This window comes from Pseudorhizobium tarimense (genome assembly GCF_022968135.1).
Lineage (GTDB): Bacteria > Pseudomonadota > Alphaproteobacteria > Rhizobiales > Rhizobiaceae > Neorhizobium > Neorhizobium tarimense.
Genome location: NZ_JALJRA010000017.1, coordinates 1 through 20,179, shown reverse-complemented (window position 1 = coordinate 20,179; position 20,179 = coordinate 1). Strand labels below are relative to the sequence as shown.

The 20,179-nt window shown below is 59.1% G+C and carries 16 protein-coding genes; 4 read left to right on the top strand and 12 right to left on the bottom strand.

Going from position 1 to position 20,179, the window contains the following annotated elements; genetic code table 11:
- The first annotated feature begins 34 nt into the window (after positions 1-34).
- From MUU54_RS19130 to MUU54_RS19120, 3 genes are read left to right on the top strand one after another with little or no spacing between them, the layout of a single operon-like run.
- Complete coding sequence (locus MUU54_RS19130) at positions 35-1,015, top strand: TRAP transporter substrate-binding protein (protein ID WP_247245612.1); 981 nt, start codon at positions 35-37, stop codon at positions 1,013-1,015.
- 6 nt (positions 1,016-1,021) lie between these two features.
- Positions 1,022-1,522 (top strand): TRAP transporter small permease, encoded by a 501-nt coding sequence (locus tag MUU54_RS19125; protein ID WP_247245611.1) that lies wholly within the window; start codon positions 1,022-1,024, stop codon positions 1,520-1,522.
- Positions 1,519-2,823 carry a TRAP transporter large permease gene (locus tag MUU54_RS19120; RefSeq protein WP_247245610.1) on the top strand — a complete coding sequence of 435 codons (1,305 nt, stop codon included), beginning with the start codon at positions 1,519-1,521 and terminating at the stop codon, positions 2,821-2,823. The genes MUU54_RS19125 and MUU54_RS19120 overlap by 4 nt, the downstream gene beginning before the upstream one ends.
- A gap of 144 nt (positions 2,824-2,967) precedes the next feature.
- Here MUU54_RS19120 and MUU54_RS19115 read toward each other — a convergent pair whose 3' ends face one another.
- From MUU54_RS19115 to MUU54_RS19095, 5 genes are all read right to left on the bottom strand, one after another.
- Positions 2,968-3,840 (bottom strand): amidohydrolase family protein, encoded by an 873-nt coding sequence (locus tag MUU54_RS19115; RefSeq protein ID WP_247245609.1) that lies wholly within the window; start codon positions 3,838-3,840, stop codon positions 2,968-2,970.
- A 12-nt stretch (positions 3,841-3,852) separates the two neighbouring features.
- On the bottom strand, positions 3,853-5,793 hold the full coding sequence (locus tag MUU54_RS19110) for a TRAP transporter permease (protein WP_247245608.1): 1,941 nt from the start codon (positions 5,791-5,793) through the stop codon (positions 3,853-3,855).
- A 27-nt stretch (positions 5,794-5,820) separates the two neighbouring features.
- The gene (locus MUU54_RS19105) at positions 5,821-6,750 is read right to left on the bottom strand and encodes a TAXI family TRAP transporter solute-binding subunit (protein WP_247245607.1); all 930 of its coding nucleotides are present in this window, start codon (positions 6,748-6,750) and stop codon (positions 5,821-5,823) included.
- A gap of 22 nt (positions 6,751-6,772) precedes the next feature.
- A complete protein-coding gene (locus MUU54_RS19100; protein WP_247245606.1) occupies positions 6,773-7,447 on the bottom strand; it encodes a TetR/AcrR family transcriptional regulator in 675 nt (224 codons plus the stop codon).
- Positions 7,448-7,868: 421 nt separating this feature from the next.
- The gene (locus MUU54_RS19095) at positions 7,869-8,621 is read right to left on the bottom strand and encodes a sulfite exporter TauE/SafE family protein (protein ID WP_247245605.1); all 753 of its coding nucleotides are present in this window, start codon (positions 8,619-8,621) and stop codon (positions 7,869-7,871) included.
- Between the two features lie 65 nt (positions 8,622-8,686).
- On the opposite strand from MUU54_RS19095, the gene MUU54_RS19090 reads away from it, so the two are divergent.
- A complete protein-coding gene (locus MUU54_RS19090; protein WP_247245604.1) occupies positions 8,687-9,628 on the top strand; it encodes a LysR family transcriptional regulator in 942 nt (313 codons plus the stop codon).
- 51 nt (positions 9,629-9,679) lie between these two features.
- Here the strand turns inward: MUU54_RS19090 and MUU54_RS19085 are convergent, their stop codons facing one another.
- The 7 genes from MUU54_RS19085 to tcuA all read right to left on the bottom strand — a co-directional run bounded on the left by MUU54_RS19085 (position 9,680) and on the right by tcuA (position 19,792).
- Positions 9,680-11,362, bottom strand: a complete 1,683-nt coding sequence (locus tag MUU54_RS19085) for a thiamine pyrophosphate-binding protein (RefSeq protein WP_247245603.1) — start codon at positions 11,360-11,362, stop codon at positions 9,680-9,682.
- A 49-nt stretch (positions 11,363-11,411) separates the two neighbouring features.
- Complete coding sequence (locus tag MUU54_RS19080; protein WP_247245602.1) at positions 11,412-12,512, bottom strand: 4-oxalomesaconate tautomerase; 1,101 nt, start codon at positions 12,510-12,512, stop codon at positions 11,412-11,414.
- 12 nt (positions 12,513-12,524) lie between these two features.
- The gene (locus MUU54_RS19075) at positions 12,525-14,537 is read right to left on the bottom strand and encodes a tripartite tricarboxylate transporter permease (protein WP_247245601.1); all 2,013 of its coding nucleotides are present in this window, start codon (positions 14,535-14,537) and stop codon (positions 12,525-12,527) included.
- A gap of 75 nt (positions 14,538-14,612) precedes the next feature.
- The gene (locus MUU54_RS19070) at positions 14,613-15,668 is read right to left on the bottom strand and encodes a type 2 periplasmic-binding domain-containing protein (protein ID WP_247245600.1); all 1,056 of its coding nucleotides are present in this window, start codon (positions 15,666-15,668) and stop codon (positions 14,613-14,615) included.
- Between the two features lie 179 nt (positions 15,669-15,847).
- Positions 15,848-16,981 (bottom strand): AbrB family protein, encoded by a 1,134-nt coding sequence (locus tag MUU54_RS19065; RefSeq protein WP_247245599.1) that lies wholly within the window; start codon positions 16,979-16,981, stop codon positions 15,848-15,850.
- Positions 16,982-17,219: 238 nt separating this feature from the next.
- Positions 17,220-18,356, bottom strand: a complete 1,137-nt coding sequence (tcuB, locus tag MUU54_RS19060; protein ID WP_247245598.1) for a tricarballylate utilization 4Fe-4S protein TcuB — start codon at positions 18,354-18,356, stop codon at positions 17,220-17,222.
- Positions 18,353-19,792, bottom strand: a complete 1,440-nt coding sequence (gene tcuA, locus MUU54_RS19055; RefSeq protein ID WP_247245684.1) for an FAD-dependent tricarballylate dehydrogenase TcuA — start codon at positions 19,790-19,792, stop codon at positions 18,353-18,355. Before tcuA ends, tcuB begins: the two co-directional genes overlap by 4 nt.
- Positions 19,793-20,179 lie beyond the last annotated feature (387 nt).

Here is a 20,179-nt window from a genome sequence, read left to right as displayed (position 1 = left end):
CCTGCAGTAGCCAATCTTGAGGGAGGATTACTAGATGTACATGATCACGAAACTTGCAGCAGCAGCTCTGGCCGCTGGCCTCATGGCTTCGGCAGCCCAGGCGGAGACTTTCAAGTTCGCAAATTATATGGCGCCGACGCACCCCTATGTCGCCAGCACATTCGAGCCGTTCGCGAAGGCGGTCGAGGAGGGCACAAAGGGTGAGGTCAAGGTTACGGTCTATAACGGCGGCGAAATGGGTGCCGGTCCGACGGAGCAATATGCCCGTGCCGTTGATGGCGTTGCCGAGTTTTCGATCAGCCTGCCCGGGTATACGGCGTCAACCTTCCCGCTGACGCTGCTTGCGGAACTGCCGGGCGTGCTGGAGGAAAAGTCGGGGACAGAAACGATTTGGAAGAACATTGATCTCTTTCAGCCTGAGTACAAGCGCGTCAAACTGGTCGCACTTTGGTCGTCGGCTGAGAACATCATCTATAGTGCGACGAAACCGATACGCACGATCGACGACATCAAGGGTATGAAGATCCGTGTTCCGTCGCGTAACTCAGGCGAGCTCGTCGCGGCCTGGGGTGGGACGCCAGTCTCCATGCCTGTCAGCGATGTTTACAATGCGCTGCAGACGGGCGTGATTGATGCTGCGATGATCGACGGCACCGCAACGAAGGCCTTCCGTTTGGGCGAAGTTGCAAAATTCGTGACGCTCGGGATGGAAACGACGAATTCCCCGTTCTTCATCGTCATGAATCGCGACGCCTGGGATAGCCTGAGCGACGAGCAGAAGGCGGTGGTCGAGGAGGCCGGCAAGCAGGCCTCACTCAACGGTCAGGCGTCCCAGCTCCGCGTAGCCGCTGACGGTATTGAATCCTTCGGTCAAATGGAGGGCCACGAGGTAATCCGGCTCGCGCCCGAGCAGGCTGCGCCTTTCAATGAGGCAGCCGAACAGGTCGCTGCTCGGATCGTCGAAGAGACCGGCGGCGAGGCCAAGACCATTGTTGAAGCGCTGAAGGCGGACTGACAAGCCATGAGCGGACTTAATCTTCGGGGGGCGCGGCAGGCAGGCCGCGCCCCTAGGCTGCTCTCTGTTCTTGCCGGCGTCAGCCTCCTGTTCATGATGGCGGTTATTACGGTAAGCGTTCTTGCAAGATACCTCTTCAACAGTCCGATCACTGGAGTCGATGAGATCATCCAGCTCACGGCGGTCTGCGTAGTCATGCTGGCTCTTCCCTACGCGACTTTGCAAGGAGCGCACGTGCGTGTCGACATTTTCGATCAACTGCTAGGTCGATGGGGCCGGCTGATTGGCGACGTGCTGGCGCGGGTCCTGTCCGGCATTGTTCTGGCGATCCTGGCGGATCGCGCCTGGAGCAAGATGTTGGATGCCTACGAATACGAAGATACAACCAATATGCTTGGCCTGCCGATCTGGCCATTCTACGGGATACTGGCGGCCGGAATTGCGCTCTGCCTCATGGTCTATGCGGTCGAGCTGTTCCGGATCATCGTCTCTGGAGAGAAAGAATGACATCAGTTACCGTCGGGCTAGTTGGTATCGGCGGCCTGTTTCTTCTCATGCTGCTGCGCACGCCGGTAGCCTTTGCGATGATGATCGTGGGCTTCTTTGGCATGTGGATGTTGGAAGGCTTGAGGTCGGCGGGCGGGGTTCTCGTGACCGAAAGCTATGCCGCCGTCGCCTCATACTCGCTGATCGTGGCGCCGATGTTCGTCCTGCTCGGGAATGTCTCGTCTGCAGCGGGTTTCAGCTCCGGTCTCTACGATGCAGCCTATGCTTGGGTCGGCCGGCTTCGTGGTGGGCTCGCCTCGGCGTCGGTGTTAGCCTGCGCCGCCTTCGCCGCGGTTTGCGGCTCCTCCGTCGCAACGGCCGTGACGCTGGGCAAGGTCGCTCTGCCCGAGATGCGCAGATTGGGCTACGCACCAGGTCTCTCCACCGGTGCGATCGCAGCTGGCGGGACCTTGGGCTTCCTGATACCTCCGTCCACGGGCTTCGTCCTTTATGCCATCCTGACAGAACAATCGATCGGACGGCTGTTCATGGCCGGTATCCTGCCTGGCCTACTGCTCACGACGCTCTTCATCGTCGTCATCTGGTTTGTCTGCACGATGCGCCCTGAGGCTGGACCGCGCGGGCATGTCATGAGCTTGAAGGAAAAGCTTTCGACCGTGAAGCGTTCGGCGCCGCTGTTGGGCGTCATGGTACTGTCCATCGGCGGGATCTATGTCGGCGCATTTACGCCCGTCGAGGCATCAGGCATCGGCGCAGTCCTGGTCATCCTCCTGGCCTTCGTCACTCGCTCGATCACGTTATCTGCGTTCTGGGAAGCGGTGGAGGACACCTTGAAAACCTCTGCCATGCTTTATGCTATCGTCATCGGCGCCAATGTTCTAAATCCCTTCCTCGCGGTCACCCGCATCCCGGCCGTACTTGGGGCGGCGCTGCAGGATCTCGGCCTCGGCGCCTATGGGTCGCTGGCGCTGATCATCCTCGCCTACGTAGTGCTCGGCATGTTCATGGATGGGCTCGCCATGCTGGTCGTAACCGTTCCGATCGTCTACCCCATGATGATGCAGTTCGGCTTCGATCCAATCTGGTTTGGGGTAGTCGCGGTCATCGTCATCGAGATGGGTATGATCACGCCTCCCGTTGGCATGAACGTCTTCGTCGTCAGAGGTGTTGCCGGCGACATTCCTCTTACCACGATCTTTGGTGGGGTCTTCCCCTTCCTTCTTGCAATGATCGTAGCACTACTTCTAATTATTCTCTTCCCGCAGATCGCCCTGTTTCTCCCAAATACCATGTTCGGCTGAGGCCTTCGCAACCAGGCTATGCCCGGCAGATGGTTGCGCAGAATCACAAGCTGCGCAACCAATGACGTCACGACCTCTATGTTTCAGTAGCAATGTTCATAAGATGGGGACGAAAGCGCGAGGTGTTTTTGGGCTGGCTTACGCTTAGCCCGCCGGCCAGTAGAGGCGTGTCGGGTTATCTACCAATAGGGCCTGAAGCTGGGTCTGCTCCGGTGCTATGATCTTCAGCAGGTCGACCAGCGCTCCATCGTCCGGCATGTTCTGATAGATGTTTGGATGCGGCCAGTCCGTACCCCAGAGCACCCGGTCCGGAAAGCGCTCAACCAAGAGGTGACCAAATTGCGCCGCGTCTTCGAAGGGAGGACCCGTGCGCGACAGCCGCTCCGACCCGCTGACCTTGACCCAGAACCGGTCGTCCTCCAATAGTTCCAGAAGCAGCTGGAAGGCCGGCTGTTCGCGGCCGGCCGCGGCATCGATACGACCCATGTGGTCGATCACCAGCGTCAGGCCGAGTTCCCGCAGGAAGGGGGCGAGTTCCTGAAGACGGAATGCGTCGAAGTGCACGACGGCGTGCCATCCCAGCGGCCTGATCTTTTCCACTATTTCGCGGGTGGCATCATGATCTGCAGGCGCACCGAGGTGCGTCACGAAGTTGAAGCGGACGCCGCGCACGCCAGCTTCGTGAAGACGATGTAGCTCGCCCTTGCTGACGTTGCGTTCGACCATGGCAATACCGCGATACTTTGACCCGCCCGCGATGAGCGCGTCGACCATGGCACTATTATCCGTGCCGTGGCAGCTGGCCTGCACGATGACGGAGCGTTCAAAGCCGAGATGCCGATGAAGCTCGAACAGCTTTTCCTTCGGTGCATCCACGGGCGTGTAGGTGCTGCTCGGAGCAAAGGGGAAGCGGGAGGCAGGCCCGAAGACGTGGCAGTGCGCGTCACATGCCCCGGCTGGAAGGGCAAGATCCGGCTTCTTCGGGTTCGGGTGGAAGGGCAGGGCCAGTTTGGACATTCTCGTTCTCTGTTACTGTGTGGAAATCGGTGAGCTGGACTCGGCGGAAACGCCACTGATGATGCGCCACGCCAGAATTCCGGCGATCAGCAGACCGCCCCCGCGTGCGCAAACTGTTATAGGATCGACAGCCGTGACGGGCGTCGGCCAGGCGATCAACACGGCGGCCAGGACGAATGCCCCGCGTTCCATCCAAGCCAGTGGCCGCTGTAACCAGCCTGCGAAAGCTATTGTGAGTGTGGCGACGGCTACCGTCGCCAGGATGATCGCCAGCGTGATCTCGGCGCCGCTTCCGATCATCAAGATGCCCGGCATAGTGACGAATAGGAAGGGAACGAGCAGCTTCACGAAACCAAGGCGGATCGATTCCATTGCGGTGGCATTGGCGTCGGCGCCGGAAATGCTCGCAGCAGCGTAGGCTGCAAGAGCCACAGGCGGGGTGATTGCGGATACCAGTCCAAAGTAGAAGATAAACATATGCGCCGAGATTGCAGGCAGACCTAGCCGCGTCAGCGCTGGTGCGACGAGCACCGCCAGGAGGAGGTAGGCAGCGGACGTTGGCAAACCCATGCCGAGCACGAAGGACGCAAGAGCGGTCAGGACGAGGATAGCCCAGATGCTATCGCCACCGAGCTCTAAGATGAGGCTGGAAAGCATAAGACCCATGCCGGTCAGGTTTAGAACACCGATCACGATGCCCGCTGCTGCGACCGCTGCAACGATAGGAAGCGTCGAGGACAGCGTGTCACGGCAGACGAGCCAGAGCCCGACGGGGCCGACGCGAGTGTCTGCCCGCCAGGGGCTGATCAGCAGGCCGAAGACCAGGCAGTAGACGGCGGCCCGAGTGGGCGTCATGCCGCCGACTAGGAGCGCGACCAGTCCGACAAGTGGCAGCAATAGATAGCCCCGGTGCAGGAGTGTGCGCCAGAACAACTTCAGGCCGCCCTCGCTGTCCGCGGCAAGTCCCAGCCGCCCAGCTTCGAGGCGCACGGACACCATGAGTGCTAGCACGTAAAGCAGACCCGGTACGAGCGCGGCGATCGCGATTTGGCTGTAGGGGACTCCGATGATCTCTGCCATCAGGAAGGCGGCTGCGCCCATGATCGGCGGGAGGATCTGCCCTGCAGAAGAGGCGGCCGCCTCTATCGCACCGGCCAGGGCTGGGGAATAGCCGACCCGCTTCATCAGCGGAATGGTGAAGGTACCTGTGGTGACGACGTTGGCAACTGCACTGCCATTGATCGTCCCCAGAAGTGCGCTGGACAAAGCCGCCGACAGTCCCGGACCGCCCTGGATGCGGCCGGTGAGGCCGCGGGCGATGTCAACAAAGACCTCCCCGGTGCCAATCCTCATTAAAAAGGTGCCGAGCAGCGCGAAGAGGAAGATGTATTCCACGGCCACCCCCATCGGCACGCCGTAGAAGCCCTCCGTCGAAAGAAGCAGAGTAGAGGTTAACCGCGCCAGATCATAGCCGCCGTGACCGTACTTGCCCGGTATCAGGTAGCCGAAGTAGGCATAGGCAAGCGAAAGCACCGAGAGAACCAGGAGAGCCCAGCCAATGGAGAAGCGGACCAGCACCAGGACCGCAACCAGAAGGCCGACGAAGATATAGCGATCCGTCTGCGTCGACATCGCCCCGCGCATGATGATGTCGAGGTAGGAGCTCCAGAGATACGGTCCCGGAATCAATGCGACGATCGCCAACGCGTAGAAGATGGAACGAACGACGAAAGTGTCGCGCCGAACACCGATTGCGATCAGGCCGGCGGCTGCCACTGCGGAAAGGAAGGCCGAGCGGAGAATCAGTGCGGTGATGCCACCATAGAAGGCGCCGTAGACGACGAGTCCTGTCACCAGGATTGCGAGCGCGCCGTATAGGAGCGAGACTATGGTGGTTTCAGTCTGACCTGCGGCTGTGTTGTTCAGCCGCAGCTTCATGAAGATCTCATGCATTGCTTTTATCCGCTCGAGGATCGGGGGTTACTTCTTTTCGTCGAAGTAGCGCTGGGCACCAGGATGGAGGGGCACCGACGTGTTAGGTGCCGTTGCAATGGCGATCGCCTTTGCCTGAGGATGGACTTGGCCCAGTTCATCGAGATGATCAAAGATTGCCTGCGAGACATTGTAGATCGTCTCCTGGTCCGCTTCCTTGACCGTGAAGAGTGTCGCCGGATCATTGATTGCCACAACGGGCTCTGTCTGGCCCGTATATGTCCCGGCGGGGATTTCGTAGATTTGGTAGAAGGGGTATTGCGAGATCATGCTCTCGACCTTGCTCGGCTCTGCGGAGAGCAGGCGCATCTCTTCCTGTGCCCCGAGATCAATTAGCGCAGCCGTTGGTGCGCCGGCAAGAACGACAGCGGCATCGATCGTTCCGTTGGTAAGGGCTGCCGTACCTTCGGTATAGGAGAGGAACTGTGCATTGCCAGCGTCGAACACGCCGTAGGCCTCAAGCAGACGCTGTGCAAGGACGGCCGAATTTGATCCGGGCGGCCCAAGATTGATGCGCTTGCCTGCGAGGTCGCCGATGGTTTCGATGCCACTGCTGTTAAGAGTCGCAATCTGCAGCACGGCCGGATAAAGATAAGCCATTCCGGCAACCGGCAACGCTTCTTCGAAGGGACCTTCACCGGCACTCGCCTCATAAAGTGTAGAGGAGGACGAGAGTCCGAAGGTCATTTGACCAGCCGCAACACGGCGAATGTTCTCGACCGATGCGCCTGTGACTTCCGCACGAGCGGTCGTGCCCGGCATGTGCTTGTTTAAGAGTTCGGCGATGCCTGCGCCGATGACATAGAACAGGCCGCCGGTGCCGCCTGTGCCGATCGAAATTCGCTCTTGCGCCATCGCCGGCGCAGCTAGAACTGCCACCGACAAACTGGCAGCGGTGATGAATCTCTTTAATTTCATGTTTCCTCCTCCAATGATGGGCTTAGTTGATGCGTTGCTCCGGGATCGCGTCCTTAACCGAAGTATGTTGGGCCGCCAGAGCGCTGAAGCCGGCCTGTGCCGTCTGAACAAGTTGTTCGATTGCCGCATCGCGGTCATTCCCGTCGACCTGTCCATTTGACAAGCGGGTGACTCGTTCGGGATTGATCAGCGAATAATAGAGGGCGCCAAGCAGGAATTGGCTTCGCCAGACGAGCCCCTCTTGGGGCGCACCCGGTACACATTCCGCGATTGCCTCGATGAAGATACGGCTTGTGTCGTCAAAGGCGTCGGCGATGATCTTCTTGGCGTCCGGATTGCTTTCCGCTGAGAGGATGGCCCTCATGCGGGTAAATTCAGCACCCCCGCCATCACCTTCTGACGACGAGATGTAGGCAGGAACCACATAAGCGCGAAGAATGGCCGCCAGCCGATCCTCGGCATCACGAATCCGCCGCGCCTCGCCCAGCAACTCCAGGCGGCGCGCGTTCATCGGCTGTGTGTGCCGCGCGTAGATTTCCTTCAGCAGATTGGCCTTGGAGCCGAAGTGATAGGTCAGGCTGCCGAGGTTAGCGCCGGCCTCCTTGGCGATATCGCGCAAAGACACGGCATTATATCCGCTACGCGAAAACAACGTAACCGCCGCATCCAGAAGTGCCTCCTTGACGTTCTTTCGCATAAGCGGCTCGCTCTCTTGTACCTGCTTCTTGTACATTTGTGTAAGTGGGGAAAGGTGTCAACCGGTCTGTTGTCGAAAAGCTGCGTTTCTAATGAAAGGCGACTGGGCGAGGCAGGCAACGACGTTCGTTTGAGACGAGGCCAGGGGGAACCGGAAGTTTGATTGCCGCTGATCGGCTTCCCCCAGCGGAACCCGTTTGTTGCCACTCGAGATGAGCCCTCCAAATTTAAGATGTTGCGCATCATACTAAGTGCAGGAAGAAGGGCGGCGGAGAAGCTGTGATAGGATAATTGTTAGAGTTGATAAGTTCATGACCGCCGATAAAGCAATCGCAACTAGCCGGCTCCCCGAGGATCTTGAACAAAAAGTCATCGTTCGCGTTAACGTTGCTTGGTATCAATGCGGTGCGGCGCGGGGACGTTCAGGATAATCCATTGAAGCCAGCATAGATCAAGCGTGCCGACAAAATGACCAAGACGGCATCGAGCATGAACCGAAAGCGGCGATCGTCGATCTTATTGAGAAGGCTTTTGCCTACCAAGGTCCCCGCCAGGCCGGCAAACATCATGGAGATGATGAAAGCCCACCAATGGGCAAACGTGAAACCGAGAAGGCCGAAGACCATCGACTTCACCCCATGCTGCACAGTCATCAGCGTCGCATGGGTGGCGACATGAGAATGGCGCGGAAGCTTATGCGATTTCGTGAACGTTGCCACAAACAGCCCCGTTGCGCCAAAGAACATCGTCAGGAAGCTTGAAATGCCGCCAACCAACAGGGGCCAGTTCCGCAACCCTTCTGGCGGACGGGCGAACACTGACCATATAACAAATGAACCGACGCCAATTTGTACCAAGGCGGGAGGCAAGTTGACGACGATTGAGCCACCGATAGCGGCTCCGATTATAGATCCGACAGCAAAGGCCGGTATGGCTGGCCAGAAGATGTGCTTGAATACGATTATGGCACGGCCAAGGTTTGAGCCAACTTGAATGACCCCATGGGTCGGGATAAGAGCGGCGGGAGGAACGAGGGTAGCCATCACCGCTAGCAAGATACCACCGCCCCCGATCCCGAAGGCGACGGTAATAAGCGATGATATGAAGCTCGATCCGACGAGGATGCCAAAAACTGTCTCGGTCATACCATCGGGTAGAAACAGCGAAGGGATCATCGCGCCTTGCTCCTGACCATCGAACACATAATTTAAACCTTCAGCGGAGATCTGGGGGATGGGCCATGCGTGTTGATTATCTGGGGCTGGAGGCTTTCGTGGCCATCGCCGAGTACGGCTCGTTTCAGCGGGCGGCCGATGCGCTGCACCTGTCGCAGGCTGCCCTGTCGCACCGGCTGCGCAAGATTGAGGAAGACATCGGATCGCCGCTGCTCATTCGGTCGAGCCGGGAGGTGTCGTTGACCGCCATCGGACAGGGTCTGCTGCCTGAGGCGCGTACCCTGTTGACTTCGCTTCAGGACGTGTATCAATCGGTGCGAACAGGCGCGCATCGGCAGGCGCGGCAGCTGACCTTCGCCTGCCTGCCGTCGATCGCCAACGTGCTGTTGCCGCAGGTGCTGACCGCCATGGCGTCGCGGTTGCCGGATAGCACCTTCGAACTGTTGGACATCCCGGTAAACCAGATTTCCGAGGCGGTGCGCAGCGGCGCGGCCGCATTTGGCGTCACCATCGTCGCCGCTGAACTGCCGGACCTGCGCCTCTGGCCGTTGGTCGAGGAGGATTACCATCTTTTCGTGCGTGACGATCATCCGTTGGCGCAGCGCGCGTATGTGACGGTAAATGACATCGTCGGATTGCGGTTGGCGCGGATTCGGTCCCAGTCGAAAAACCGCCAACTGCTGGATGCGACCTTCGGGGCGCTGGGCGAAAAGATCAACTGGCAATTCGAGGTGCAGAACGGCGTCATGGCGCTGCAACTGGTGCGGGCGGGAATGGCCGTGACGATCCTGCCCGAAAGTGCCATCGCTATGGCGCCTCCGAAGTTGGTATCGCGCCCTTTCAAGGGTGTGCAGCTGCGGCGCAAGTTGGGAATTATTACCCGTCGAGGCGTGCCGTTGCCGGTATTGGCCAACGACCTGATGACCCAGGTCGAGGCCGAGATGCTGGAGCGGTTTCGCGGCCATGTCAATCTCAGCGCCGATCGATTGCGTCGGCCTCGTGATTGAAGTGGTCGAGGCGGGACCCGGCCGGTCCGACTGCTGTCGCGGCAGATGTGGTCACAGCAGCGCGTCCACTATCACGGGCTTCTCGATCCCCTTATGGCCATTAGGATGGGCGCGTCGGATCACTGGTGAAGCGACTCGGTCTGATACTGGAAAATCCCACACCGCCGCCCCGCCGGTGCGGGCAAATTCGGCGACGCGTTCTGGAATGTCAGTAAGATCGGTTATCCGGATGCCGCTGATGCCAAAGCCGCGCGCGATGGCGGCCAAATCGGTTCGGCCAAAAACGGCGCCGGCCTCCGATAAGCCCTCGTCGCGCAGCTTGTGGATTTCGGACCCGTAAGCGCCGTCGTTCAAAACGCAGATTAGGATGTTTAGGCCGTGGCGGTTGTATGTTTCCAGTTCCTGCATGTGCATCAGCAAGGAACCGTCGCCATCAAACAGTACCACGGTATCGCCAGGCCGGGCGGCAGCGACGCCCATGGCATAGGATACACCGTTACCGATCGCGCCGAATTCCCGAATTGTCAGAAAGGTTTCGTAAGGCCGGTTCATATGCGCGAAGAAGAACGAGCAATGGCCCGAAGAATTCACCATCTGCCAGTCTTGAGGCAGAGTCGCATCAAGGGCTTTCACAACATCACGCGGGTCAAGCGCATCTGGTTCCGGCGGGAAGGTCGCCGTGTCTGATGGGGCGGTTGCAATTGCCCTGCCCAACCGCGGATTGCGCCAACCTGGCTTGACTTGCACCGCCTCCGTCAAGGCCTCGGCGCACAGGCGTGCATCACCACGCAGGTAGGCCGTAGCGGGCACCATTCCTTGGCTAATCGCCTGTGGGTCGATGTCGATCTGCAAGATCTGCGCTTTTGGAAACAGCTTGCCTTTGTCCAGAGTGTGCTGAGTAAGGCCACAACCAAACGCCAGCACCAGGTCCGCCTCTTCCAGAAGGGCACGGGCAAGGGTCGATGAGAAGCCTCCCGCAATGCCGATGCAAAAGGGGTCACCGTGGAATAGCCCCCGCGCAGGTAGGGTAGTGGCCATCAATGCGCCGAGCCGCTCTCCGAGGGCCTGACAGGCGGGGGCGGCCGAGGCGGCGGCGGCACCTAGTCCACCCATGATCACAACGCGCTGCGCCGCATCGATCCGGGCTACGACGGCAGCGAGATCGTCAGGATGCGGTACGATTGGACCTGGGCGCGGCAGTATTTCATCCGACGGGGCCGGCAACGCCATCGGCTCACTCAGAACTTTGGCCTGCAGATCAAAGGGCACACCAACCACCACCGGACAGCGGCTTTGCTTGGCTTCGGCGAAGGCATCGCGGATTGCCTCTGCCATGCGCGGGACGTGGTGCAGCGGACGATAGCGGGCGCCTGTTGCAACAATGAAGGGGGCCTGATCAATTGCCTGATTATACCATGCCACACCCAGCGGTGACTCGCCGGCGAAGATCACCAACGGGATGCGCGCGCGCACGGCTGCGGGAAGGGCGGTCAGCACCTGCGTCAGGCCGGGGCCGCAGGTCACTGTGGCGATCCCGACGCCGCCCGATTTGCGGGCATATGCGGTCGCGGCGGCCACCGCGCAATGTTCGTGACGAACGTAAATCATCCGCACGCCCTTGTCGGCAAGTGCGGTGGCCCAATTCATGTTGGCATCGCCCAACAGGGCAAAGCAGGTGTCGATGCCTTCCGCTAGAAAACTGTCGGCGAGGGATTCAAACACATGATGCGTCATTGGCAAAAAAGATCCTTTGAATGTGACGACCCGGCGAGAGCTATCGGGATCAAGCAGCGCCAGACCACACGGCTTCGGGCACCATGACCTCGCCGCGCGCCAATAGGCGGGCAGTGCGCACCACTCCGGCGGAGAGAATCTCGATTCCCTGATCCTTACTCTTGAAATCGACCCGCACATCGAAGGTGCCGGAGGGGTGCTCGATCCCGACGGTGACAGGGCTTCCGCGACCCTCAAGACCCAATGTCAGTCCTTCGGCAACCGTGCCGGGCAGGATCGCGCAGGTGGCGATGCACTGTGCGCCGGTGACTGCCATGGAGGGATGGCAGGACCACGGCATGAAATACCGTGCGGTGATCGATCCGCCATTTCGCGGCAAGGCAAGCAGGGTGACCTTAGGGGTCACAGACTTGGTTACGTCGCCCAGGCCCATCAGCTGGCCGGCCCGAATGCGGATCGCCTCCACGCGGGAGTAGAATTCTCGGTTCTCGTCGAGCTCGGCCTGGCTTTCATAGCCGGTCAAGCCGAACGCGTCAGCGCGGGCCATCATGACGGGCATCGCAACATCCATGCAGGTGACCTCGATCCCTTCGATGGTGTCGCGAAGGTTGCCTGAGGGCAGCAGCGCCCCAGTGACAGAGCCCACGGTTTCCATAAACCCCAATGGAATCGGGGCCGCGGTGCCGGGCACGCCAGCAATCGCTAGATCGCCGTCGTAGGAGACACGCCCGGCCGGGGTTCTGACGCGGGCCTCGACCACGGCACCGGTATTAACCGCATGAATGCGCACGGTGGTTTCCCCATCCTGCGCCGGGACAAGTCCCATCTCAATCGCCGCGGGACCCACGCCGACAAGGATATTGCCGCAGGTCGGGCGAAAATCGACCTCCCGCTTCTCAACGGCAACCTGAGCAAAGAAGTAGTCGACGTCGCAATCGTCGCGAGCGGAAATTGAAAGCATCGCGACCTTGGTGGTGACGGCGTTGCCGCCGCCTATGCCATCGATGTTCAGAGGATGTCCTGCGCCGACCACGGCCATCAGTACCTCTGCCAAGTGTTCTTGATCCTGCGGCAGATCACTTCGCCGGAAGTAGGGCCCGCGTGATGTGCCGCCGCGTAAGAAAAGATAAGGAATTGCAGTCTGGGTCATAGGGTAGGTGCCTTACAGAAGGGGCCAAGGGAGGTCGTACATAGATTGCAGCAAGCCGGGCGGCAGATCACGGCCCAGCACCCACGCCAGCCCGGTGATAAAGGCCAGACCCATTGCCGACGCAAATGTCGTGCGACCCCAATCGAAGCGGCAACGGGTGCGGAAAAAGGCGAGAAGGAACATCGTGAGTGCGATGAACAGTCCGAAAACAAAGGTCAACGCAACCAATGCCGCGAACCAAGCCAAGGTCGACCAGAGATCCTTCGGCGCTTGTCCGTCCTCGCCGCGTTCGATGTCGATGAAGACATCGTCGTTAGCCGGCCTGAGCCACATGCGGATTGCCAATGCCAATGCGCCGGCCAGAGACACCAGGCCGATCGTCAATGGGAATATCTTGTCCTGTAGGCGGCTCACGTTCCAGGCGTCAATGGTCGAGGCGACCAGGTAGATAATGACCGCGCCTAGAAATATTGCCGGTGCGGTCTTGGTCGTGGTGGGGGCTTCAAGATTTTCGCGAATATTTTTAGAGGCACGGATACCGACGACCACGGACACCACAGTCAACAGGAGCAAGGAGATGGTGATCGGCGACAGAATGTAATCCATGCCATCTGCAAAGCCGCGGCGGAACCTCGCGCCAGCAACCTGATACGCTTGATTGACGAAGATTTCCGCCTGTGTTGAAAGCACGAAGCCGATTAGGAATGCTGGGCGCGAGAAGTCGAAACGCCGTAGGAGGATGCCGAGAAACCCAATGCCAACGAGGGCCGCGAGGTCCAACGCCGACTGGCGGGATTGGAAAGCGGCAAAGGCGATGATCATGAAGAGATACGGCGCGATAATGGTGAATCGCACCGTGGTCATGCGAGCAATGGGCTTGGACAGAAATATGCACAGACCGGCACCGATCACGTTGGCCAGGGCAAGGGACCAGACGATCGTATAGGTAATGTTGAGATCGTTGCGGATCATCTGTGGGCCTGGCGTCATATTGAGCAGCGCCAAACCACCTAGAAACACCGCCATCGAGCCAGAACCAGGTATGCCAAAGATCAATGTCGGTACCAGGCCTCCACCTTCCTTGGCGTTGTTGGCGCTTTCGGGGGCAATGACGCCACGGATGTCGCCTTGGCCGAACTTTGAGCGATCCTTGGCGGTTTGCACCGCAGAGCCATAAGCAAGCCAATCAACGACAGAACCGCCGAGACCGGGTATGACGCCAACCATCACGCCGATCACGGCACAGCGAGCAGAAAGATAACGATGCTTCCACCAGTCCCTCACCCCTTGGGCCCAGCCATCACCAAGGGTTCCACCCTCAGAGATCGCCCGGTCCTGTCGCAACAGTGAGACGATTTCAGGTACCGCATAGATACCAAGGCCCACGATCACCAATTGGAAGCCGTCGACAAGATAAGGCAGATCATAGGTTGACATGCGCAGGCTACCGCCAGCAGGAGCGGCACCGATCGTACCAAACATCAATCCCAGTCCGGCTGCAACGATCCCTTTCAGTGGGATGCGTCCCGCCAGGATGGCGACCATCGACAAGCCGAGGATGGTGATCATCAGCATTTCCGGAAGGCCGAACATCAAGATCAAGGGTCGAGCGATCAGGATAAAGAATGTCAGGATCAAAGCCCCGAACAATCCCCCAAATAGAGAGGACGCAAATGCGGCGGCCAAGGCCCGCGCCGCATGACCTTGCTTGGCTAGTGGAAAGCCATCCAGCACCGTCGCCTGACTGGCCGAGGAGCCTGGAATGCCCAGGAGCACAGACGAAAATGTGTCGGACGTGGGAATAACGGCCAACAAGCCGACCATCATCGCCAAGCCGGCGACCGGGTCCATACCATAGAGGAACGGCAAAAGCAGCGCGAGACCGGCGATACCACCCAGGCCGGGCAGCACACCAATTGTCAGCCCTAGTAAGACGCCAGCGGTCAAGTAGAGCATCTGCATCGGCTGGGTGATAAGGGAAAAGGCCTGACCCAAATTGGCCAGTGCATCGGTAAAAGTGCTCACGACGGTCTCCGCCTGCCATCTGGGAAAAAGCCCCGCCCAAAGCGTGGGCGAGGCAGGTTCTGAACGCGCGGAAGCTTATTCCATCGTGATGCCGTAATCCTCTTTCAGCCAGTCCAGGACATACTGCTTGGCTTCCGGAGTAATGGCAGTTGCCTGCTTCGTCGCCTCGACGGCGGCGGCTCCCGTCAGCTGGGGATAAGCTCCCAACACCTCGTTCGCGGACTCTTTGAAACCGTCGGCCGTCACGATGTCGTTCAGAGCGGCGGTATAGGCATTCACCACCTCTGCAGGGGCGGATTTGGGCAGGAAGATGGTCTTCTGGTTTGCGAAGCCTGCGACGAAGAACGCTTTGTATGCGTCCCATGCAACACCAGAGGTTTCGCAGCCTTCTGTGGCTTCGCAAACTTCTTTGAAGCTTGGCATATCTGGGAAGGTCGGATCACGTACGATCTCGCCGGCTTCGTTAAGCGCGCCCCACGTGAAGATCGGTACGGCGGACCCGTTATCAACAAGTGGCTGCACGTTGGCGATATACGCTGAGGATGTCTGATAATCGATGTTGGCTTCGCCGCGTTCGAACATCAGACGGCCATCGCCACGACCTTCGACGCCGAAGACCGGATCGACCTTCAAACCCAGCATACGGAAGGCCAGAAGCGGCACGAGGTCAAGTGTCGTGGCGCCCTGACTACCATAGAGATAGGCTTCGTCCTTGAGGTCATCCATGTCCCCATCGAAGCGCTCACCTAGAGCGGGCGGCAAGTAAACGACGCCGCCGGTTGCAGAGGCCAGAACCGGCTGCCAATCAGCATACTCGTAACGCACCCGTGGATCTCCCAAGAGGTATGGGAACTTCGTCGAGCCGGAGTCCCCGAAGATCGACAGTCCACTGGCGTTGTCCTGTTCTCCCTGGAACCAATTCGCGCCTGCGGTGGATCCGGCACCGGGTCGATATCGCACCACGACTGTCGGTCCGCCGGGCAGGGCCTTCGACAGCAAGGGCGCAAAGAAGTTGGCCCACTGGGCAGAGCCGCCGGATTCGGAGAACGGGATCGTGAAGTCAATGGTTTTACCCGCGAAGTCCTGAGCAGTGGCAACTTGGGTTGCCGCCGCGACGATGCCTGCGGCCATAAGTGCGGTGAATGATGATCTTGTCATTTAATCCTCCCTGGATGGATACTTGCGAGGTTGAGCCGCAAGGGTTTCCGGTTCATCCTCCAACCGGTCAGGGAAGCATGACAAGGGTTTGGTAATAACTCAAATGCATTTAAAGAAACATCAGATGCATTTTTCGAATTCGAAATTTGCGGCTAATTAACGCGCTTTTCGCGCAAGCCGAGGACAGCCGCAAATATCGGAGCGCCCAGGATCACCAACGTGATACGCAGGAGATGGTGCACCACCACGAAGCCTAGATCCGCGCCGGCGACGATGGCGAGGACCGTCATTTCTGCCTGTCCGCCCGGTGCGAAGGCAAGAAACCCTTCGACGGGATTGGCAATGCCGAGATAAACGACGGCCTCGGTTACGCCGGCGGCAAGAAAGGCTAGAATCACCACGAAGACGACACCAGAAAGCACGATCTTGCGCAGTTCGAGCAGGGTGACGCCGACATAGCCCACACCAATGCCTGCGCCGATAAAAAACTGGGCAACAAGGATCGCTTCAGCGGGGGGGCGATGGGCGATGATGCCTGTCAGCGACAGCACGGCCGTCGCGATCATCGGGCCCAGAATAGCTGCGCCGAACAGTCCTACCCGTTCCGCCAGCTTCCAGCCACCCAGACCGGCCAATCCCATAAATGCCAGCTCTCGCAGCGGCAGATCAGCGGCCGGCACGCCGATCGGATGCGACAAGGGCCGGTCGAAGAGATAAAGCAGGATGGGAGGCACCAAGCTGACGATAATTAGGACACGCGTAGCGTGGATCAACGACAAGACCCGCACGTTCCCGCCTGCCTCCTGTCCGAGCAATACCATGTCCTGCAGCCCGCCAGGCATGGCGGCGAAATACGAGGTTGGAAGGTCGAAGCCACAGATCTTATGGAAATAGGGCACACCAACCACACCTATCAGCGCGATGTACAGCGGGATAAAGGCGACTGAACCCAGCATCTGCGGGATCTGATCAATCACCGCAGGCGTCAGCGAAGCACCGACCGCGACCCCCAACACGGTGCGCGCCGCATCCGAGACTGGCTTTACTCCCTTCATTGGTACGCCCAACAAGGCGCCCACGAGGCAAGCGCACATTGGGCCGAACAGGAACGGCAGCGGCAGGCAAAGGCTCCAGAAAACGCCTGTGCCGATTAGCGCCAGTCCGAGAGTGAACAAACGACGTAGCCAGAGACGCGGAGGGAAGATTGCAGATTTATGAGTCATATGTATCCGAGCGTATACGACTGGATGCACGGCGAGAAGTAGAAAACTGACCTCGGGATTCATCTCCAGGCAGCTGTGCCATGCCTGCTGACCGCGATGCGTACGATGCGTACGCAATGAAGGCGGGCAAGACTGACGCATCACAAGATCGCAGGCGACCCAGGTCTGCCCACGCCGATGCATGATCAGGGGATTAGAACCGCCTGGTTGCAACGCTCAGGCCGCCGCGTCTTGATGCTGGCTGGCGCCCGATTGAGTACGGGTCTGGCCGCATTAACTGCAGACCAGGGCGTACGCCTCCTCAGCTCCCCGCCTCCATCTGATGCCTTTCCTTTGCATAACGCACCAGTGCCAGGAACCGATAGATCCCATGCATAAACTTGCCATAGGGCATGGTGATGAAGAGACTAAAGACCACACCCAGGTGGACCGCCAGAAGCAGTCCCATTGCCGGCGTCGCACGCAAGAACAATAGCAGCAGTCCGGTCGCACTCGTCAGGAAGAGCATGACCAGGAAGGCAACATCCATTCCCATCCGTGACTGATCGAGAAGTAGGGGATCGCGCTGCCATTTTGTCGCAAGCAGACCAGCCGGTCCAATGATGAGGCCAACTCCCCCGATCGTACCTAGGATGACCGGCAAGTCGTACCAGAAATAGGGCGCCTCACGGCCGACGAGATAATGATAGACCGTTGCTACAGAGGTCGCTGCAAAGCAGAGGAGGAAACCGTAGAACGTCAGGTGATGGTACAGGCGGCGTTTGTCTGTCGGCCTGTCATCTTCGTTCATGCAGCCGACGCCACCGCCATCCAAATAACGCAAGGTCGATGCGTCTTTTACCGCTTGCCAGATCGAACTCCCCTGCCGCAGGGTGGAAGCGGGCTCGCCAATATCCGTCCAGAACAACCTAATCCCCATCGCAATGGACACTACGGCGTAGAGTGACGCTGCCGCGAAGATCAGTACCATCAAGTTGTGCGGCATCAGCCGATAGAATGCACCGGGGCCCACATGAACGCCAAACAATACAGCCGGGTCGGTCCAGGCAACAAATCCTGCAATGAACGCTGCTACCGACAGCGCTGCGATTAAACTGATTGCGAGGCCATTTCGCTCAAACAGGCCGGAGAACTGCCGCGGCCAAGCGTATGCCTGGTAGGTATCGCCGCGCAGTTTCGCCAGAGTTCGCGGCACATTGACATTGAACTCGTGGGGTGGTGCGAACTGGCAGTCTGCCAGGCAGGCGCCGCAGCCATGACAGAGATTTGCCAGATAATTAAGGTCCCCATCAAGAAACGAACGGCGCATTTCCATGGCCGGGAAGACGGCACACAGGCCTTCGCAGTAGCGACAGGAGTTGCATACAGTCATCAGCCTGTCGGCTTCCTCCAGTGTGGCACTGGAGTGACGGGGTTCAACGAGAGCGTGAATGTTCATGCGAACTCCAGGGATGCGGTCTGCAGGGAGGACGACGAGGGGGACTGAACTTCGATGGCCGCTTCACGGCCTGCGATGCGGCCGAACACGCTGCCGATCGTCATGCCGATGCCAGCAGCATAGCCTTGGCCGAGCACGTTACCGGCCATGATTTCGCCCGCGGCGAACATGTTATCGGCTGCTGTGCCGTCGGCCATTACCATTCGTGACTGCTCGTTTACTCGGACCCCAAGATAGGTGAACGTGATGCCAGGCCGGACAGGATAGGCGTAGAAGGGAGCTGACTCGATCCTGCGCGCCCAGTGGGATTTTGGCGGCGCCAGACCCTGCGTGCGACAATCATCCAGAATAGCGGGATCGAAGGTCCCCGGTTGAACCGCGGCGTTGAAGTCGCTCAAAGTGCGGCTGAGGGTCCCTTCCTCGAGACCAAGTTTGTGCGCTAGGTCAGAGAGGCTATCGGCTCTAACCGGCGGGAAGAGTGAGGGCATGAATAAATCCAGCGAGCGGGAATCAAAAATGATGTACGCGATCTGGTCAGGTTGTGCCGCGACAAGACGCCCCCAGATTGCATAGCGCTTGGGCCAGACTTCCTCGCCTTCGTCATAGAAGCGTTCAGCATGCTTGTTGACCACCACCCCAAAGACGACGCAGTCGAGACGAGTGATGATCCCACCGTCGAACTTAGGAGCGCGCGCGTCGATAGCAACCGCATGACACTGAGTAGGGTCGCCGATCTGCTGTACGCCCTGGTCGATTAGCATCTTCAAGACGGTGCCGCGGTTATAGGGCGTGCCTCGGATGAGGAAGTTCTCAGCGATCTCTCCCCAGCCTTCTTTGAGCCATTCGATATTCGCTTCAAAGCCACCGGAGGCAGCTATCAAGGCCTTGGCCCGGATGACAAACTCCTGGCCCTCGTGCCGAACCTTGGCCGACTTGAACCGCCCTCCCTGAATATCGAGTCCGACGACCTCGGCGTCATAGGCCACGTCAACCCCGAGCGCTTCAGCAGTGCGGTAAAGAGCGTTCAGCATCGCCCGACCGCCACCGAGGAAGAAGGAGTTGGTGCGCCCGAGGCTGAGAGTTCCGCCAAGCGAGGGCTGAAATCGCACTCCCTGCTCGACGATCCACCCTAGCATATCCTTCGATTCCGCGATCATCATTCGCGCAAGCTTTTCGTCGGTCTTTCCGCCAGTCACGCGCAGCAGGTCCTCAAAGAACTCATCTTCATAATAAGGACCGGAGAGTGTTTCGGTCGCGCTATCATGGGCACAGCGCATGTTGCGCGTGTGGCGGGTATTGCCGCCGCGATAAAATCTCGGCGCAGCTTCCACGACAAGCACCGAAGCACCGCCGCGCCGGGCGCTGATGGCGGCACATAGCGCCGCATTACCGCCGCCAACGATTAAAATATCATAGTGCTTCGAGGTGTCGATCATGACGTGACCAGCCAACTTGTATTGCATCCATTTGTATACAGTGATTAGGTTCTGATGCTTCCGAAGTCAACTAGGAAAGGCAGCAGACGGGTGGGGGAACGCAGTGGTGGACGTCTCCAGCTACGAAGCAGCCCTCGTCAGGGAGCAGTATGCAACTGGATGCTTCGCACTGGCGAAAAATCCGGCAATGGACTATATGTTCGCAACCACGCCAGCGGCCGGCGTGATTATCATTTTGCGCCCAACCTGAAGGCAATGTCTTCTCGTGCGGACAGCGGAAATGGTCGTACGCGCATCCTGATGTGCAGTATGCATAGGCGTCCGCACGCGCGTGTTGGCTCTTAATATCAGCGGGGTTTTCCGTGACCAAATCTCTCGACAGCTTCA

What these genes read in the sequence shown, in the direction of transcription:
- MUU54_RS19070 (WP_247245600.1), bottom strand. Translation starts at nt 15,668, where the DNA reads ATGGCCGCAGGCATCGTCGCGGCGGCAACCCAAGTTGCCACTGCTCAG.
- MUU54_RS19130 (WP_247245612.1), top strand. Translation starts at nt 35, where the DNA reads ATGTACATGATCACGAAACTTGCAGCAGCAGCTCTGGCCGCTGGCCTC.
- MUU54_RS19115 (WP_247245609.1), bottom strand. Translation starts at nt 3,840, where the DNA reads ATGTCCAAACTGGCCCTGCCCTTCCACCCGAACCCGAAGAAGCCGGAT.
- tcuB (WP_247245598.1), bottom strand. Translation starts at nt 18,356, where the DNA reads ATGAACATTCACGCTCTCGTTGAACCCCGTCACTCCAGTGCCACACTG.
- MUU54_RS19085 (WP_247245603.1), bottom strand. Translation starts at nt 11,362, where the DNA reads ATGACGCATCATGTGTTTGAATCCCTCGCCGACAGTTTTCTAGCGGAA.
- MUU54_RS19125 (WP_247245611.1), top strand. Translation starts at nt 1,022, where the DNA reads ATGAGCGGACTTAATCTTCGGGGGGCGCGGCAGGCAGGCCGCGCCCCT.
- tcuA (WP_247245684.1), bottom strand. Translation starts at nt 19,792, where the DNA reads ATGATCGACACCTCGAAGCACTATGATATTTTAATCGTTGGCGGCGGT.
- MUU54_RS19110 (WP_247245608.1), bottom strand. Translation starts at nt 5,793, where the DNA reads ATGCATGAGATCTTCATGAAGCTGCGGCTGAACAACACAGCCGCAGGT.
- MUU54_RS19100 (WP_247245606.1), bottom strand. Translation starts at nt 7,447, where the DNA reads ATGCGAAAGAACGTCAAGGAGGCACTTCTGGATGCGGCGGTTACGTTG.
- MUU54_RS19090 (WP_247245604.1), top strand. Translation starts at nt 8,687, where the DNA reads ATGCGTGTTGATTATCTGGGGCTGGAGGCTTTCGTGGCCATCGCCGAG.
- MUU54_RS19095 (WP_247245605.1), bottom strand. Translation starts at nt 8,621, where the DNA reads ATGATCCCTTCGCTGTTTCTACCCGATGGTATGACCGAGACAGTTTTT.
- MUU54_RS19105 (WP_247245607.1), bottom strand. Translation starts at nt 6,750, where the DNA reads ATGAAATTAAAGAGATTCATCACCGCTGCCAGTTTGTCGGTGGCAGTT.
- MUU54_RS19080 (WP_247245602.1), bottom strand. Translation starts at nt 12,512, where the DNA reads ATGACCCAGACTGCAATTCCTTATCTTTTCTTACGCGGCGGCACATCA.
- MUU54_RS19065 (WP_247245599.1), bottom strand. Translation starts at nt 16,981, where the DNA reads ATGAATCCCGAGGTCAGTTTTCTACTTCTCGCCGTGCATCCAGTCGTA.
- MUU54_RS19120 (WP_247245610.1), top strand. Translation starts at nt 1,519, where the DNA reads ATGACATCAGTTACCGTCGGGCTAGTTGGTATCGGCGGCCTGTTTCTT.